This window comes from Alloyangia mangrovi, assembly GCF_002300555.2.
In the GTDB taxonomy this organism is placed as follows: domain Bacteria; phylum Pseudomonadota; class Alphaproteobacteria; order Rhodobacterales; family Rhodobacteraceae; genus Salipiger; species Salipiger mangrovi.
Genome location: NZ_NTHN02000034.1, coordinates 16,828 through 32,448, shown reverse-complemented (window position 1 = coordinate 32,448; position 15,621 = coordinate 16,828). Strand labels below are relative to the sequence as shown.

Below are 15,621 nucleotides of genomic sequence, written 5' to 3'. Positions count from 1 at the left end.
ACACATGGACACGCTCCTGACCGCGGCCGCGACGCTGGCCTTCCTTTTGTTGTTCCTCGGCCTCGGGGCCTGGGTCTTCATCTCGCTGGCGCTGGTTGCCACCTCGGCGCTGTTCTTCCTGCACGGGATGGATCTCTCGCGGATCGGCTCGATCGCCGCGGGCATCATCTACCGCTATTCCACGAGCTGGGAGCTCTCGGCCATCCCGATGTTCATCTGGATGGGAGAGATCATCTTCCGCACCGACATCTCGACCCGGCTGTTCCGCGGCCTGTCGCCCTTCGTCGACTATATCCCCGGCCGGCTGCTGCACACCAACGTGCTGGGCTGCACGCTCTTCGCCGCGGTCTCGGGCTCGTCGCCCGCCACCACCGCCACCGTCGGCCGGATCACCACGCGCGAGCTGGGCCAGCGCGGCTATGACGACCGGCTGTCGCTGGGTTCGCTGGCGGGCGCGGGTAGCCTTGGACTACTCATCCCGCCGTCCATCGTGATGATCGTCTACGGCATCCTTGCCGAGCAGTCGATCTCGCGCCTCTTTGCTGCCGGCGTCCTGCCGGGGCTGATGATCACCGCGCTCTACTCGGGCTACATCATGCTGCGGGCGAAGCTGGACCCCGGCCTGGTGCCGGCCACGCGCGAGCGCCGCAGCGCAATGGACTTCCTGCGCGCGCTCTGGGATCTCGCGCCGCTGGTGGTGCTGATGACCATCGTGCTCGGCTCGATCTACACCGGCATCGCCACCCCCTCCGAGGCCGCAGCCGTGGGCGTCATCGCCGCCATCGCCATCGCCGCCGTGACCCGCCAGCTGTCGCTGACCCTTCTGCGCGACACGCTGATGGGGGCGCTGCGGACCTCGACCATGGTGTGCTCGATCCTGATCACCGCCGCCTTCATGTCGACCGCCATCGGCTACCTGCACATCCCGGCGGACGTGGCCGACGGCATCGCCTCGCTCAACCTGCCGCCCTGGGGGCTGCTGGTGGTGCTCTCGCTCTTCTACCTCGGGCTCGGCTTCTTCCTCGATGGCACCTCGATCGTGGTGATGAGCCTGCCGATCTCGCTGCCGCTGGCGCTGCAGGCGGGCTTCGATCCGATCTGGTTCGGCGTCTACCTCGTGCTGATGGTCGAGATGGCGCAGGTCACACCGCCCGTCGGCTTCAACCTCTTCGTGCTGCAGGGCATCTCGGGCCGCTCGATCAGCTACGTCGCCCGCGCCGCGCTGCCCTTCTTCGTGCTGATGCTGGTGGGGGTCGCGCTGCTGGCCGTCTTCCCCGGCATCGCGCTCTGGCTCCCGAACTTCTTCTACGGATAAGACAATGACCTCCCCCGCTACCCGCGCGCTCGATCTCGCGCCGCTGCTGCGCGCGCAGGCGCAGCTCAACCAGCCCCACACGCTCTTCCGCGCCGTCGAGGAGACGTGCCGCCAACGCTTCGGCTTCCGCTTCCTGACCGTGCTGCGGAACCTGCCGGGCACCGGCAACGTCATGCGGATGCACAGCTCGGAGAAGGACTACCCGACCGGGGCGCTGAAGCCGATGGGGCTGACCGACTGGGGCAAGGTGGTGCTCGACGCTGGCGAAGCCTGGCTGGGCAATTCCGCCGAAGACGTCCGCTGGGCCTTTCCCGACGCCGAGCTGATCCTGTCGAAGGGCTGCGAGGCCTGCGCCTGCGCCCCGGTGCTCTGGGCCGGGCGCTGCGTCGGCGTGCTGTCGCTGAACGATGCGCGCGACGCCTACAGCCCCGACGACATGGCGGACATGACCCTCATCGCGCAGACCCTCGCGCCGGCGCTGATCTGACACCCGAAAGGACGACCAAGATGACCTCCCTGCTGATCAAGAACGCCCGCATCGTCGACGGCACCTCGCCCGAGCCCACTGAGCCGATGCAGATCGCCATCGAGGACGGCCGCATCCGCGAGGTCGGCGCCTCCGTCGCCTTCACCGCCGAGGAAGAGCTCGACCTCAACGGGCTGACCGTGATGCCCGGCCTGATCGACTGCCACGTGCACACCATCGCCTCGACCGCGAACCTCGGCCTCAATGCCTCGCTGCCCTCCTCGCTGGTGGCGGCGCGGGCCGCGACGCTGATGAAGAACATGATCCTGCGCGGCTTCACCACCGTGCGCGACCTCGGCGGGGCCGATCGCGGGCTGCAACTGGCGGTGGAAGAGGGCCACTTCACAGCGCCCCGGCTGGTGATCTGCGGCAAGGCGCTGAGCCAGACCGGCGGCCACACCGACTACCGCGGCCCCTATGACAACCGCGACGTCGGCTGGTATGCGCAGGCGCTCGGCACCTTGGGGCGGATCTGCGACGGCAAGCCCGAGCTTCTGCGCGCCGCACGCGAAGAGCTGAAGGGCGGTGCCCAGTTCCTCAAGGTGATGGCGGACGGCGGCGTCTCCTCGCCTTCGGACCCGATCGGCTACCTCGTCTACTCGGTCGACGAGCTCACCGCCCTCGTCGAGGTCGCGAATGGCTTTGGCACCTATGTCGCCGCGCACCTCTATGCCGACGAAGCCATCGTGCGGGCGCTGGACTGCGGCATCACCTGCATCGAGCACGGCAACCTGATCGGTGACGAAACCATCAAGCGCGTCGCCCGCGAGGGGGCCTTCGTGGTGCCGACCAACATCACCTACGACCTGCTGGCCCGCAAGGGCGCCGAGTTCGGCCTGCCGCCGGAGTCGGTGGCCAAGGTCGCCGACGTGCGCGAGGCGGGGCTCGAGCGCGTGGTGAAGCTGCACGAGGCGGGTGTGACCATGGGCTACGGCTCGGACCTGCTGGGCGGCATGCAGACCGAGCAGTCGGGCGAATTCCCGCTGCGCGGGCGCTACATCCCCGCCGACGCGGTGATCCGCTCCGCCACCGTGGACGCGGCCAAGGTTCTGCGCATGGAAGGCGAGGTCGGCGTGATCGCCCCGGGCGCCCATGCCGACATCATCGCGGTCGAGGGCAACCCGCTTGAAAACCTCGACCTGCTGACCGGTCAAGGCGCGCATATGCCGCTGATCATGCAGGGCGGCCGCGCAATCAAGAAGGCGGCAAGCCTCTAACCCCCTGCAAAGACTTCCCCAAGTGCGGGCGGCCCGAACCGCCCGCCGACCAACCCGGAGAGAGACATGAAGACCTTCCTGACCACCACGCTGCTCGCCGGCGTGCTTGCAAGTCCTGCGCTGGCGACCGATTTCATCGCCAACACCTTCTATGACGCGCAGCATCCGCTGGCCAAATACGGCTACACCGAATGGGCCGAGATGGTGAAGGACCTCTCCGGCGGCGATCTTGCCCCGCAGGTGTTCACCGGCACCGTGCTGCTGGCCCCGCGTGCCTCGATGCAGGGCATCCGCGACAACGTGGTGCAGGTCGGCCACCACGCCGCCATCTACACACCCTCGGATCTGCCGGTGGCCAACGCGGTGCAGGAGCTTGGCTTCAACTACTCCGACCCGCTCGTGGCGATCTTCGCGGTGACCGATTTCTCGATGCACAACGCCGCGCAGCTGGCCGAATGGGAGGAGCAAGGCATCGTCTACCTCGGCGCCTACGCGACGCCGCCCTACATCCTGATGTGCGCCGAGCCTGTGCGTACCCTCGCCGAGCTGAAGGGCAAGCGCATCCGCACCGCGGGCTCCGCCGTCTCGGCCTGGGTCGAGGCCGCCGGGGGCATCCCGGTCAACGTGCCCTCGTCCGAGATGTACACCGGGATCGAGCGCGGCACGCTGGACTGCGCCACCAACGCGGCCAACGATCTGGTGGACCGTTCGCTTCTGGAAGTGGCCGAGCACACCACCCTGCTGCCCACCGGAATGTACTGGTCCGGCCCGAACTGGGGCTTCAACCCCGGATTCTGGTCCGGCCTGACCGCCGAGCAGCGCAGCGTGTTCATGCAGGCCTCGGCCCGCTCCATGGCGCGGATGATCCTCAACTACACCGCGCAGGCCGAAGCCGCCCTCGAGACCGCCAAGGACAAGGGCGGCAACGTCTACGAGCCCGGGGCCGACATCGCCGCCTCGGTCGAGGCGTTCCGCGCCAAGACGCTCGAAGGCGTCTACGACAAGGCGGCCGAGACCTACGGGCTGACCGACGCCAAGGCAGTGATCGACGACTTCCGCGCCAAGATGGACAAGTGGGCCGCGCTGCTGGCCGAGGTCGACACCTCCGACGAGGACGCGCTGACCGCGCTGGCGATGTCCGAGATCTACGGCGACATCGACCCGGCGAGCTACGGCGTCAAGTAACGCCCCCGCATCCAAACCCTCAGGGGCCCCTTGCCGGGCCCCTGTTTCCGCACGCCCCAAGGAGGTGCCCAGATGCACGCCCTGATCCGCTGGACCAACCGCGCCGTCATGGCGCTCGCCTGCGCCTTCATGCTGCTGATGATGGCGCATATCACCACCGACGTGGCGCTGCGGTTCTTCTTCGATGGCCGGCTCATCGGCACGCTCGAGATTGTCTCCTACTACTACATGGTGGTGATCGTGTTCCTGTCGCTCGGCTACGTCGAGCTGCGCGGCGAGCACATCCGGGTCGATCTCTTCGCCAAGATGATGCCGCAGGGCGTGCAGCTTGCGCTTTACGTGCTGGCCTGCGGGCTCGGGCTGGTCTTCTTCGGGATGCTGTTCTGGCAATCGGCCCAGGACGCGATCGGCGCCACGACCCGCGCCGAAGAGGCGATGAGCAACGTCACCTTCTACATCTGGCCGGCCCGCTGGGCGCTGCCATTGGGCTTCGCCGGCATCTGGCTGGCGGTGCTGTCGAACCTGCTGAAATCCGTGACGCTGCGGCGCGCGCTGTAACCGCCGAGAGGACCTGACCCCATGAGCAATCTCGATATCGGTATCCTCGGCACCGTCCTCGCCCTCGTGCTGATCGCGCTGCGCGTGCCGATCGGCCTGGCGCTCGGCCTGGTGTCGATCGCCGGCATCTCGCTGATGTTCAACATGAACGTCGCCTGGGGGATGATCTCCGCCACGCCCTTCGACTACGTCGGACAATGGGAGCTCTCGGCGGCGCCCATGTTCCTGCTGATGGGCTTCCTGTGCTCCTCGACCGACATGACCCGCGGGCTCTTCCTGTCACTGCGGCTCTATCTCGCGCGGCTGCCCGGAGGGCTGGCAATCACCTCGGTCGGCGCCTGCGCGTTCTTCGCCGCGGCCTCGGGCTCGTCGGTCGCCACCGCCTCGGCCATGTCGCGCATGGCGGTGCCCGAGATGCTGAAGCAGGGCTACGACAAGGGGCTCGCCACCGGCACCATCGCCGCCTCGGGCACGCTCGGCTCGCTGATCCCGCCCTCGGTGCTGCTGATCCTCTACGGCGTCTACGCGCAGGTCTCGGTCGGGCAGCTCTTCATGGCGGGCTTCATTCCCGGCATCCTGTCGGCACTGATCTACATGGCGATGATCGTCACCCGGGTGAAACTGAACCCCGCGCTCGCCGGAGAAACCCCGCCGCCGCCGACCGAAGAAGAACGCCGCGAGGCGCTGCGCGACGTCTGGCCGCTGCCGACGCTGATCCTGCTGGTGCTGGGCGGCATCTTCTCGGGTGTCTTCTCGCCCACCGAGGCGGGCGCGCTCGGCGCCTTCTTTGCGGCGGTGATCAGCGCGGTCCGCGGCAAGCTCACCCGCGCGGCGGTGATCGAGGCGGTCACGCAGGCGGTGGTCTCCACCGGGTCGATCTTCATCATCCTGATCGGATCGCTCTTCTTCACCCGCTTCCTCGCGCTCTCGGGCCTGCCGACGGCCTTTTCCAACGCGATCCTCTCGGTCAGCAGCGAGGTCTGGTGGATCCTCTTTGCGGTGACGGTGATCTACCTGGTTCTAGGGATGCTGATCGACTCCATCGGCCTGCTGCTGCTGACGCTGCCGATCCTCGTGCCACTGGTGCAGACCACCGGGATCGACGCGATCTGGTTCGGCATCATCATCGTCAAGCTGCTCGAGATCGGCCTTGTCACGCCGCCGATCGGGCTCAATGTCTACATGATCAACGGCGCGCTCAACAACGCGGTCACCCTGCCCGAGATCTTCCGGGGCATCTGGTGGTTCCTGCTGATGGACCTCGCGACGCTGCTGATCCTGATCCTCTTCCCGGCGCTGACGCTCTGGCTGCCGTCGCTGGCCTACTGACCAGGAGGACGACCCATAACGGACAGACATGCAGTTTTCACTACGTGATCTCGCAAAATCGCAATACACTGCCATCAATGCATTTCCACTGACCTTTTATTACCAGTGACACTTTGTCGGAGGATTTATTGGTGAAGTTCTTTTCCAAGACGCCCGAGGCCTTTTCGTCCCGGCAGCCGGCAGAGCCTGCGCAAGACGAAATGGCCCGCCCGGTCCCAGCCGTCGATCCCGAGGCGCCCATCCCGTCGGAGCCAGACCGCCGTCTCTTCCTGCCGGGCGCGGCGCCCAAGACCGTCGAAGAGACCGGGCTGAGCGAAAGTTATCTGATAAACCACCTGTGCAAGGTCATGCACGCGGGCGGCACGTTGACCCCGGCGCAGATCGCCGATGTGGTCAAGCTGCCGAAGCTGGTCTGCCGGCAGCTCATCAAGCAGATGACCGCGCTGATGCTGGTCGAGGCGCAGGGACTCGACTCCGCGGACATCAAATCCGATATCCGCTACTCCCTGACCAATCTCGGCAAGACATGGGCGATGGATGCGCTCGTGCTGTCGCAATACATCGGCCCTGCCCCGGTGACGCTCGAGGCTTTCGAGGCGCAGATCCAGAGCCAGTCGATCGCCCATGAGGAAATCCACCGCTCAGAACTCGACCGCGCGCTCGCGCATCTCGTGATCCCGGATATCCTCAAGGCGCAGCTCGGACCGGCGGCCAATTCCGGGCGCTCTATGCTGCTCTACGGCGAGCCCGGCAACGGCAAGACCTCGCTGGCCGAGGCGCTGGGGCAGTCGTTTCGCGACGTGGTGAGCTTTCCCTACGCGATCCTCGCCGGGAACCAGGTCATCCGTTTCCATGACGAGACGCTGCACCAGACCGCCGAACTGCCCGAGGGCCAGCCACGGGGCGACCTGCGCTGGGTGCCCTGCCACCGCCCGGTGGTCATCGCGGGCGGCGAGCTGATGCTCCACATGCTCGATCTCGCCTTCGAGCATACCGCGCGCTTCTACGAGGCCCCGATGCACCTCAAGGCGCTAGGCGGGGTCTTCGTGCTGGACGACTTCGGGCGTCAGAGCGAGCCGCCGCAGGCCTATCTGAACCGCTGGATCGTGCCGCTGGAAAAGGGGTTCGACATCCTCTCGCTGCACACCGGCAAGAAGTTCTCCGTGCCCTTCGATCAGCTCGTGGTGTTCTCGTCGAACCTCATGCCCGAAGAGATGGGCGATGCGGCGGCACTGCGCCGGATATATTTCAAGATCCACGTCCCCTCGCCGACCAAGGAGGATTACTTCAGCATCTTCCAAGCTGCCTGCGAGGAGGTCGGGATCATCTGGCAACCCGACGTGATGGAACGGTTCTTCGCGGACAAGTACGAGACCGCAGGCTACGTGACCTCCGGGGCGCATCCGGGGTTCCTGCTGCGCCATATCCTCGCCGCCTGCCGGTACCTCGACCGCGAGCCCGAGCTGTCGCTCGAGCTGCTCGAGCTTGCCTGGCGCAACGTCGCCGCAAGCAAGCGGCGCGACCGGACCTGACGGCCCGCACCCCGAACAGAAGAAGGCGCCGGCGTTGAGCCGGCGCCTTCTTTCTTTCGGCAGCCCGGACTTTCCGGGCCCGCGCTCAGCCCGGCGCCATCGTCCGGAACAGCTCGAGGATGGTCATCATGATCGGCACGAGCACGATCAGGATGCTGACCGGAAACATGCACAGCGCCATCGGGAACAGCATCTTTACCGGCAGCGCGTTCGCCTTTTCCTCGGCCTTCACCAGCCGATGGTCGCGCATCTCGCGGGCGAAAGTGCGCAGTGTGCGGCTGACGCTCGAGCCAAGCTCCTCGGACTGCCGGAACAGGATCGCCAGCGTCCGCGCCTCCTCGATCCGCACCCGGGTCGCGAAATTGTTCAGTGCCTCGTGAAGCGGTCGGCCGGCGCGCACCTCGAGGTTGATGATCGAGAGCTGCACGCCGAAATCCGGGATGGTCTGCAGGAACTCGCGGGTGACCCGGTCCATCGCCGCCTCGATGCTGAGACCGGCATCCACGCACACCAGCAGCAGGTCCATGAAATCGGGAAAGATCTTGCGGAACTCGCGCATGCGCCTAAGGCCGATGCGCTCGAGGATCATCGCGCAGAGCATGAAGGCCAGCCCCCCCGGCCATGGCGGCCAGCGCCATCAGCATCGCGCCACTCGCCTCCGGCACGAGCTTCTGCAGGGCCAGATGCACCACGAGGAAGACCGAGAGCGAGACCGCGATGCGCAGCAGGTGGAACTTGGCGATCGCCGAACGCGAAAGGTAGCCGGCCTGCACCAGCCGCATCTTCAGGCTGTCCTTGTGGCCGTTCTGGACCACGTCGAGGTAATAGCGCAGCCGATCATTGCCGGTGCCGAGCAGCGCGTCGATCTCGTTTTCGCTGCGCCGCCGACGCCGGGTGTCCTCGATATTGCGCTGCACGTCCCTGCGCTGGGTGAGGAAACTGAGCAGCGCGAAACTCGCGATGAGCACCGCGACGAAGATCGCGATCAGGATCAGGGTCTCATTCATCACACACCTCCCCGGTGGCCCGGCTGGTCAGTAGTCGAAATTCACGAGCTTGCGGACGATCACCATGCCGATCGCCATCACCACCAGGCCGCCGGTCACCAGCGCGGGGCCGTATCCGCTTTCCCAGACCGGATCGAAATACTTCGGCTGCAGGCTGCGGATCAGGAAGAACAGGAAAAACGGAAAGCCCATCATGATCCAGGCGGTGATCCGACCCTCTGCCGAGATCGCCCGGATCTTCGCCTTGATCATCAGCCGCGCGCGGATCATCTGCGCCAGGTTCTCGAGGATCTCCGACAGGTTGCCGCCGGTGCCGCGCTGCACGCTCACGGTCACCGCCAGGAGGTTCAGCTCGGGGGCCCCGACGCGCTCGATCATGTGCAGCATCGCCTGGTCGAGCTCGAGCCCAAAGGTCATCTGGTCGCTGAGGATGCCGAATTCCGAGCCCAGCGGATCGGGCATCTCCCGGGCCACCAGCGCGATCGCCGAGGCGAGGGGGTGCCCGGCGTTGAGGCTGCGCACGATGATGTCGATCGCCGGGGCAAGCTGGGCGGTCAGCGTCTTGATCCGCGACTGGCGGCGGCGGTAGAGCAGCAGGCCGGTCAGCACCACGGTGAAGCCGGCCGCAAAGGCCAGGTTGCCCAGCCCCGCGACGCCGACGAACAGCCGGCCCAGCAGGAAACCGGCAAGGAAGAACCCGGCAAGAACCAGCAGCCGCTTGCCCAGCGGCATGTCGAGCCCGGTCTGCGCATAGAAGCGCCGCAGCGCCTCGAAGAGCGGCTCGCGTGTCCCGCTGCCGACCCCGCGCCGCAGCAGCAGCTCCGAATAGGCCACCTCGGCACCCCTCTTGAGCTTCAGCGCCTCGAGCCGGTTGCGGACCTCGAGCGAATTGCGCCGTGCCGAGAAGACCGCGCGCAGCACGGTGTCGGTGACCAGCAGCACGGCGATGAAGATCAGCCCGTAAATGGCAATGGGGGCATTCAGCATCTCACAGCTCCTTCGAGGGATCGAAGTGATCGGACTTCAGCAGCAGACCCTGCGCCTGCAGATCGTCGAGGAACCGTGGCCGGATGCCGGTGGCGCGGAAGCTGCCCAGCACCCGGCCCTCCTCGTCGATGCCGCTGCGCTTGAACCTCATGATCTCCTGAAGCTGCACAACGTCGCCCTCCATGCCGGTGATCTCCGAGATCGAGGTCACACGGCGGGTGCCGTCGCGCAGCCGCTCGAGCTGCACGATGAGATCGACCGCCGAGGTGATCTGCGCGCGGATGCTGGTCTGGTTCATCGGCATGCCCGCCATGCCGACCATCTGCTCCATGCGGGCGATGGCATCGCGCGGGTTGTTGGCGTGGATTGTCGACATCGAGCCTTCGTGGCCGGTGTTCATCGCCTGCAGCATGTCGAAGGCCTCGCCGCCCCGCACCTCGCCGATGATGATCCGGTCGGGCCGCATCCGCAGCGCGTTCTTCACCAGGTCGCGCTGCAGGATTTCGTTGCGCCCGTCCACCGTCGGCGGGCGGGTCTCGAGCCGCACCACATGCGGCTGCTGCAGTTGCAGTTCCGCCGCGTCCTCGATGGTCACCAGCCGCTCGCCATGCGGGATATAGGCCGAGAGCGCGTTGAGCATGGTGGTCTTGCCCGAGCCCGTGCCGCCCGAGACGACGATCGACACCTTGCCCTCGACCGCCGCGGCAAGCAGCGCCGCCATGCCCGGCGCCAAGGCGGAGTTGTCGACCAGCCGGTCCAGCGAATAGGGCCGCTTTGCGAACTTGCGGATCGACACCTGCGGGCCGTCCACCGCCACCGGGCGGATCGCGACGTTCACCCGCGAGCCGTCGGCAAGCCGGGCGTCGACCAGCGGCGAGGATTCATCCACCCTGCGGCCGACCGAGGCGACGATCTTGTTGATGATCCGCAGCAGGTGATCCTCGTCCTTGAAGCGGACCTTGGCCCGCTCGAGCCGGCCGAAGCGCTCGACAAAGACCGTGCCCGCGCCGACGATGAGGATGTCGCTGATCGTGTCGTCGTCGAGCAGCGGCTCGATCGGGCCAAGGCCGAGCATCTCGTCGCCGATACTGACGATCAGATCATCGAGCTCCGAGGCGCTGAGCGGGAAATTGTGCTCCTTGGCGTAGCTGCGCACCAGCGGGCGCAACTCCTCGTGGATCTCGTCCTCTTCCATGGTGTCGAGGATCGACAGGTTAATCTTGTCGATCAGGAAACGGTGCAGGGTGACCCGCTCGTTGACGAAATCCGGCTGCTCATAGGCGGCCTGCGCGCCCGGCGCCGGAGGCACCGGCTCGGGCACCTGCAACGCGACGACCCGCTCCGACGCCTCCGACTTCCTGAAAAATCGCCCTGCCATGGGGGTACCCTCCCTGCGCTACCGCACGATCACCTTGGTTCCGATTGCAACCTTCCCGAACAGCTCGAGCACGTCCGCGTTCGACAGGCGGAAACAGCCCGAGGTCTCGTATCCGCCGAGCGTGCCGGAGGAATTCGTGCCATGGATGCGGTAAAGCGTGTCGCTGCCACCGCTGTAGAGATAGAGCGCCCGCGCCCCGAGCGGGTTGTAGGGCCCCGGTGGCACGTAGTCCGGCAGCGAGCCGTCGCGCTGGCGCATCTCGGCCGGTGGCCGCCAGCCCGGCCATTCCTCCTTGCGCCCGACATAGGTTGTCCCGACCCAGGTGAACCCCTCGCGGCCAACAGAGATGCGATAGCGCTCCGCCCGGCCCTCGCCGAGCACGCGCAGCAGCACCCGCTCGGCGTTCGAGATGAGGATGGTGCCCGGCGGCTCTGCGCCATCGTAGCGCACCAGCTCGACGCTGCGCGGTCCGTGGTCGCGCGGCACCGCCTTGTTCTGCGCCATCGCGCTCCGAGGCATAAGAGCGGCCCCGAACACCATGGCGATCACCCTTCGCCGGCTGGGCCGATCTCCAGTCATTTTGCGATCTCCGCGGTCATCTCTACCGCCTTCATGTATTTCGCCAACGCCTTCAGGAAACGCGACCGCTTGCTCACCTCGCTGGGCAGCACGCCGCGGTCCAGTGCCTGTCCGAGCTGGGCCGCGGCAGAGGGCAGAAAGTGGAAAGGCGTTTCCTCGAAGAGCTCGCGCAGGCGGCGCTTGCCGATGCGCGTCCCGAAAAGGCTGCTCTCATGCTTGTTGATCAGCACATGCACCGGCACGTCCCGGCCTCGCAGCGCGCGGATGCGGGCGATCTGGTCAAGCGTGTGCTTGATCGCCGGCAGGTTGAGTTCGCACACCAGCGAGAAACTGTTCACCGCCGAGAAGACATCCTCTCTCCACTCGGTCTCGTAGTAGGGGATGTCGAGGAAGGTGAGGTCATGCTCCGCGCTCACCGCATCGAGCATCCGCAGCACCAGCTCGTATCCGTTCAGCTCGGTGTTCAGCTCGGGACGCTTGAAGGAATAGAGGAAAAAGCCCGCCGGAGGCTTCTTCTGGATCACCTTCATGAACTCGGCATCGACCCGCCGCGGCGTTGCGGCGACGCTGCCGAGGTTGAACTCATTGACCGCATTTATCGCGTAACCGCAGTTCCCCAAAGAGAAATCCAGATCGAAAAGCGCAACCGATCCCTGTCGGCGCATGATCTGGCCCGCCGCGAGATCGGCCATGCTCAGCGCCAGCGTCGTCGCCCCTGCGCCGCCGACCGCCGAGACCACCGCGTGGACCCGGTTGCCGCCCACCTGCCGGCTGCGCAGGACCTTCTGGATGCTGTCGATCAGGTCCCCGGCCTGCAGCGGCCTCGGCAGCCAGTCCTGGATGTCGAGCTTGAAGAGGCGGCGGGTTTCCTCGGACGAAAGCTGCGGCGAAACGACGATCAGCGGCAGTTGCGGCGCCAGCGACCGGATGTCTCCCAGAAGATGAATCTGCGCATCTCCCAGCCCGCCAAGGTTGGCAACGACCAGATCGGCGGCACTGCCCGCCAGCTGCTCGGGCAGCCGCGCCGCCTCCAGCGGCGAGACGCTGATGCGCGGCGAGAAGCCGACCAGGGTCTCGATCTCGCCGCTATCCGCCCCCTCCCCGGTCAGCACCAGCATGCGCGTCATGGGGATGTTCGCGATGGCCTTGGGTCCTTCGACGGTCATGTTCATCAGCAGGGTTCCTCGCAATCGGACAGGTCTTCGCTGGTGATGGCCACCGGGTGGGCGGGGATGGTGATCGGCACCAGCATGTCGAGCAGAAGCAGATCGAAGGCCAGGTCACGCACCTCGAGCGTGACCGTCAGCACCGGCCCAAATGGCCGACCGACGTAGCCGAGGCCGGAGTGCTGATAGGTGATCCGGATATTCTCGGGAGCGATGAAAGGCGCGATGTCGCGAATGCCGGTAATCCCGGAGCCGTCGTCGTCGCTGCCGTTCATCAGCCGGGTGAGAGCCGCCTCATCGCAGGGGCTGGCCCCGGCTCCGCAGCTGACCGCGTAGGTGTTCCCAGGCTCCGGGGGATCCGGCGGCGGCATCGGGACCGGGTCGCCTTGGCTCAGACTCGCGCCGTAATCCGACAGCGCGCTGATGTCGGTGAGCGGCGTCGAGACCGCCGCGCGGCGCGCACCGACCTGCATCGCCTTCAGCGTCTGGTTCCACTCGTAGACCATCAGGCCAAACTCGACCATCGCGCCGCAGACCAGCATCAGCACCGGCACGACGATCAGGGCCTCGGTCATCGCAAGACCCGAGGTTTCGCGGAGAAACGGTTGCCGATGCAGCGCACGGACTACCATCCGATGTGCCTCAGCTCGACCGCGTGGGCGATCGTCAGCGCATCGCCGAAGAGCAGATCGAAGGCGCCCGAGCCGGAATAGACCACCTGCCCCGAGACGACGACCAGATCGCCCGGTGCTGGGTTCGTCGGCAGATCCGCCTTGGCCGGGCTGAAGGTGATCTCGGAAGCCTCGTCCCAGCCCGGCACCCGGAGCACCGTTCCGGCGACAGGCGCACCGTAAAAGGCGATGTTGCGGGCGTAGTCTTCGGAGCAGGTCGCCCCGTAATTGTCGGTCACCGGACGGCAGCGCGACCAGTAGCGCGCCGCATCCCGCAGTCCGGCCTGCATCTGCTCGCGCTCCCACAGGATGTTACCGACCTCGAGCAGTCCGAAGGTGACAAGCGTCAGCACCGGGAACACGATGAGCGCCTCGACGAAGACGCTGCCCCGCTCGTCCTTCCTGAATGAACGTCTCGACTTAAACATCTAGAGACTCGCAAAAAAAATGTCTCGGGTCCGAAAAATTGACCCTGCCGGAACCGGAAAGAATACTGTGCCCGGATCCGGCAATCTTTGGGGTGTCAGCTCACCCGCCGGATCCCACCGTCGTGCGATAGGCCGCGGGCGGCCATGCCTCGAGTTCCTGGATCGCGGTGTTGGCCATCATCGCATCGCCGCTGCGGGCCGAGGAGGTGTCCCAGTTGTTCTGGTAGTCCGCCGATCCGCAGGCCGACAGCAGGAGCGCCACCGCAGCCGCGGCGACAAGAGGCTTACTTCTTTGCAATGACGGCATCGTCAAACTCCAGATCAATCATGTGGCCATAGGGACCGACAACGCCGGAGCCCTCGCGGAAGCGGCGCAGCAGATCACGGTCGACCTCGAGCATGCCGAGCAGGAACAGCTCGATGTCATTGGACGAGCGCGTCGTGTCGAGCGGCGAGCGCAGCGGCGTGTCCGGTCCCACCGGGGCAACCAGCCGCGGGGTCACCAGGATCACCAGGTCGGATTCACGCTTCTCGAAGCTGCGCGAGCTGAACAGCGTGCCGAGCACCGGGATCTGCCCCAGCCACGGCACCTGGTCGACGCTGCGCGCGTTGTTCGCCTGCAGCAGCCCGGCGATCGCGAAGCTCTGGCCATTGCGCAGCGACACCGTCGTCTCGGCCTTGCGCGAGATGAAGGCGGGCTGGCCGTTCACAGAGACCGAGGGGTCGATGTCGCTGACCTCGGGCATGATCTGCAACGAGATCAGCTGGTCGTCGAGAACCACCGGCACGAAGTTCAGACGCACACCGTATTCGCGGTAGTCGGTGCTTTGCACGGCGGTGCCGTTCTCGTTGACCTGCGCCACGCTGATCGGCACCTCGCCGCCGACCACGAAGTTCGCCTCGATCCCGCTGGTGGTCACCAGCTTGGGATTGGCAAGGCGCCGCGCGAGGCCCTTCTGCTCGAGCGCGTTGATCACCATGTCTATCTGGAAGCCCGAAATCTCGAGCAGCTCGCCGATGGCCGAGCCGAAGGGGGTTCCCGATTGCGCCGCGAAGATCGCGCCATTGGTGACAAAGGCTGTCTCGCCGTTCTCGCGGGTGCCGGTCAGGTCGACGCCGAGGCTGCGGCCGGAGTTGCGCTCGACCTCGAGGATCCGCACGTCGAGCTCGACCTGCTGGGCGCTGGCGACCCGCAGCGCATCGACCACCGGATCAGCCGAATACTGCGACGCGATCTGCAGGATGCGCTGGCGGTCGACGTTGTCCTTCACGATCCCGGACAGGCGGATGCGGTTGTTCACGTTGAGCACATCGACGCGGGCGCTTGGCACCGTGCGCCGGATGACGTTCTCGAGGTCGCTGAAGTCCAGCTGCACGCGGACATCGATCACCTCGAGCAGCTGCTTCTCGGTTGAATAGAGGGTGACGTTGGTCAGCCCCGAGGCCTTGGCCTGGATGTAGAGCGAGGTGTCGGTGAGCGGGAAGACGTCAGCGATGCCGGTGTTGCCGATCACGATGTCGGCGAAGGGCTGGTTGGTGTTGACCGTCAGCGTCGTGCTGGGCGCAAGCACCAGCTTCGAGACGGTGCCATCGTCGATGATGATGTCCCGGCTCTGCGCGGCCAGCTCGCCGGGCAAAGCCGCGAAGGACAGCAGCCCCGCAGCAAGAAAAACCGCTGGCTTCCCAATTCGATCCAGCAGCCCCCTGGAAATTGAACTCGACCACATCATGACATTGTCCCAC

17 protein-coding genes are annotated in these 15,621 nt (G+C 66.2%); 7 read left to right on the top strand and 10 right to left on the bottom strand.

Annotation, left to right across the window (positions count from 1 at the left end; translation table 11 throughout):
* The first annotated feature begins 4 nt into the window (after window positions 1-4).
* The 7 genes from CLG85_RS17365 (at window position 5) to CLG85_RS17335 (ending at window position 7,662) form a co-directional block, all read left to right on the top strand.
* The gene (locus tag CLG85_RS17365) at window positions 5-1,315 is read left to right on the top strand and encodes a TRAP transporter large permease (RefSeq protein ID WP_095880900.1); all 1,311 of its coding nucleotides are present in this window, start codon (window positions 5-7) and stop codon (window positions 1,313-1,315) included.
* Between the two features lie 4 nt (window positions 1,316-1,319).
* Window positions 1,320-1,802, top strand: coding sequence for a GAF domain-containing protein (locus tag CLG85_RS17360; protein ID WP_095880899.1), 483 nt, complete (start codon window positions 1,320-1,322; stop codon window positions 1,800-1,802).
* Window positions 1,803-1,822: 20 nt separating this feature from the next.
* Window positions 1,823-3,058 (top strand): metal-dependent hydrolase family protein, encoded by a 1,236-nt coding sequence (locus CLG85_RS17355; RefSeq protein WP_095880898.1) that lies wholly within the window; start codon window positions 1,823-1,825, stop codon window positions 3,056-3,058.
* Between the two features lie 66 nt (window positions 3,059-3,124).
* A complete protein-coding gene (locus CLG85_RS17350) occupies window positions 3,125-4,243 on the top strand; it encodes a C4-dicarboxylate TRAP transporter substrate-binding protein (RefSeq protein ID WP_095880897.1) in 1,119 nt (372 codons plus the stop codon).
* 72 nt (window positions 4,244-4,315) lie between these two features.
* Entirely contained in the window at window positions 4,316-4,801 is a 486-nt protein-coding gene (locus CLG85_RS17345) for a TRAP transporter small permease subunit (RefSeq protein ID WP_095880896.1), read from the top strand.
* 21 nt (window positions 4,802-4,822) lie between these two features.
* The gene (locus CLG85_RS17340) at window positions 4,823-6,130 is read left to right on the top strand and encodes a TRAP transporter large permease (protein WP_095880895.1); all 1,308 of its coding nucleotides are present in this window, start codon (window positions 4,823-4,825) and stop codon (window positions 6,128-6,130) included.
* 200 nt (window positions 6,131-6,330) lie between these two features.
* On the top strand, window positions 6,331-7,662 hold the full coding sequence (locus CLG85_RS17335) for an ATP-binding protein (RefSeq protein WP_141244436.1): 1,332 nt from the start codon (window positions 6,331-6,333) through the stop codon (window positions 7,660-7,662).
* A gap of 85 nt (window positions 7,663-7,747) precedes the next feature.
* On the opposite strand, the gene CLG85_RS17330 is transcribed toward CLG85_RS17335, so the two are convergent.
* From CLG85_RS17330 to CLG85_RS17285, 10 genes are all read right to left on the bottom strand, one after another.
* Window positions 7,748-8,263 carry a type II secretion system F family protein gene (locus CLG85_RS17330; RefSeq protein ID WP_260349733.1) on the bottom strand — a complete coding sequence of 172 codons (516 nt, stop codon included), beginning with the start codon at window positions 8,261-8,263 and terminating at the stop codon, window positions 7,748-7,750.
* Window positions 8,226-8,669, bottom strand: coding sequence for a hypothetical protein (locus CLG85_RS17325; protein ID WP_260349731.1), 444 nt, complete (start codon window positions 8,667-8,669; stop codon window positions 8,226-8,228). Before CLG85_RS17325 ends, CLG85_RS17330 begins: the two co-directional genes overlap by 38 nt.
* A gap of 27 nt (window positions 8,670-8,696) precedes the next feature.
* The gene (locus CLG85_RS17320; protein ID WP_095880892.1) at window positions 8,697-9,656 is read right to left on the bottom strand and encodes a type II secretion system F family protein; all 960 of its coding nucleotides are present in this window, start codon (window positions 9,654-9,656) and stop codon (window positions 8,697-8,699) included.
* A 1-nt stretch (window position 9,657) separates the two neighbouring features.
* Window positions 9,658-11,034, bottom strand: a complete 1,377-nt coding sequence (locus CLG85_RS17315; protein WP_095880891.1) for a TadA family conjugal transfer-associated ATPase — start codon at window positions 11,032-11,034, stop codon at window positions 9,658-9,660.
* An 18-nt stretch (window positions 11,035-11,052) separates the two neighbouring features.
* Complete coding sequence (locus tag CLG85_RS17310) at window positions 11,053-11,613, bottom strand: L,D-transpeptidase (protein ID WP_095880890.1); 561 nt, start codon at window positions 11,611-11,613, stop codon at window positions 11,053-11,055.
* A complete protein-coding gene (locus tag CLG85_RS17305; RefSeq protein WP_095880889.1) occupies window positions 11,610-12,785 on the bottom strand; it encodes a CpaE/TadZ family protein in 1,176 nt (391 codons plus the stop codon). The genes CLG85_RS17310 and CLG85_RS17305 overlap by 4 nt, the downstream gene beginning before the upstream one ends.
* The gene (locus CLG85_RS17300) at window positions 12,785-13,354 is read right to left on the bottom strand and encodes a TadE/TadG family type IV pilus assembly protein (RefSeq protein ID WP_217989689.1); all 570 of its coding nucleotides are present in this window, start codon (window positions 13,352-13,354) and stop codon (window positions 12,785-12,787) included. The genes CLG85_RS17305 and CLG85_RS17300 overlap by 1 nt, the downstream gene beginning before the upstream one ends.
* A gap of 50 nt (window positions 13,355-13,404) precedes the next feature.
* Complete coding sequence (locus tag CLG85_RS17295) at window positions 13,405-13,878, bottom strand: TadE/TadG family type IV pilus assembly protein (protein WP_095880887.1); 474 nt, start codon at window positions 13,876-13,878, stop codon at window positions 13,405-13,407.
* 100 nt (window positions 13,879-13,978) lie between these two features.
* A complete protein-coding gene (locus CLG85_RS17290) occupies window positions 13,979-14,185 on the bottom strand; it encodes a hypothetical protein (protein WP_260349727.1) in 207 nt (68 codons plus the stop codon).
* Window positions 14,163-15,608: a type II and III secretion system protein family protein gene (locus CLG85_RS17285; protein WP_176476478.1), complete on the bottom strand. Its 1,446-nt coding sequence runs from the start codon at window positions 15,606-15,608 to the stop codon at window positions 14,163-14,165. Before CLG85_RS17285 ends, CLG85_RS17290 begins: the two co-directional genes overlap by 23 nt.
* Between the last annotated feature and the right edge of the window lie 13 nt (window positions 15,609-15,621).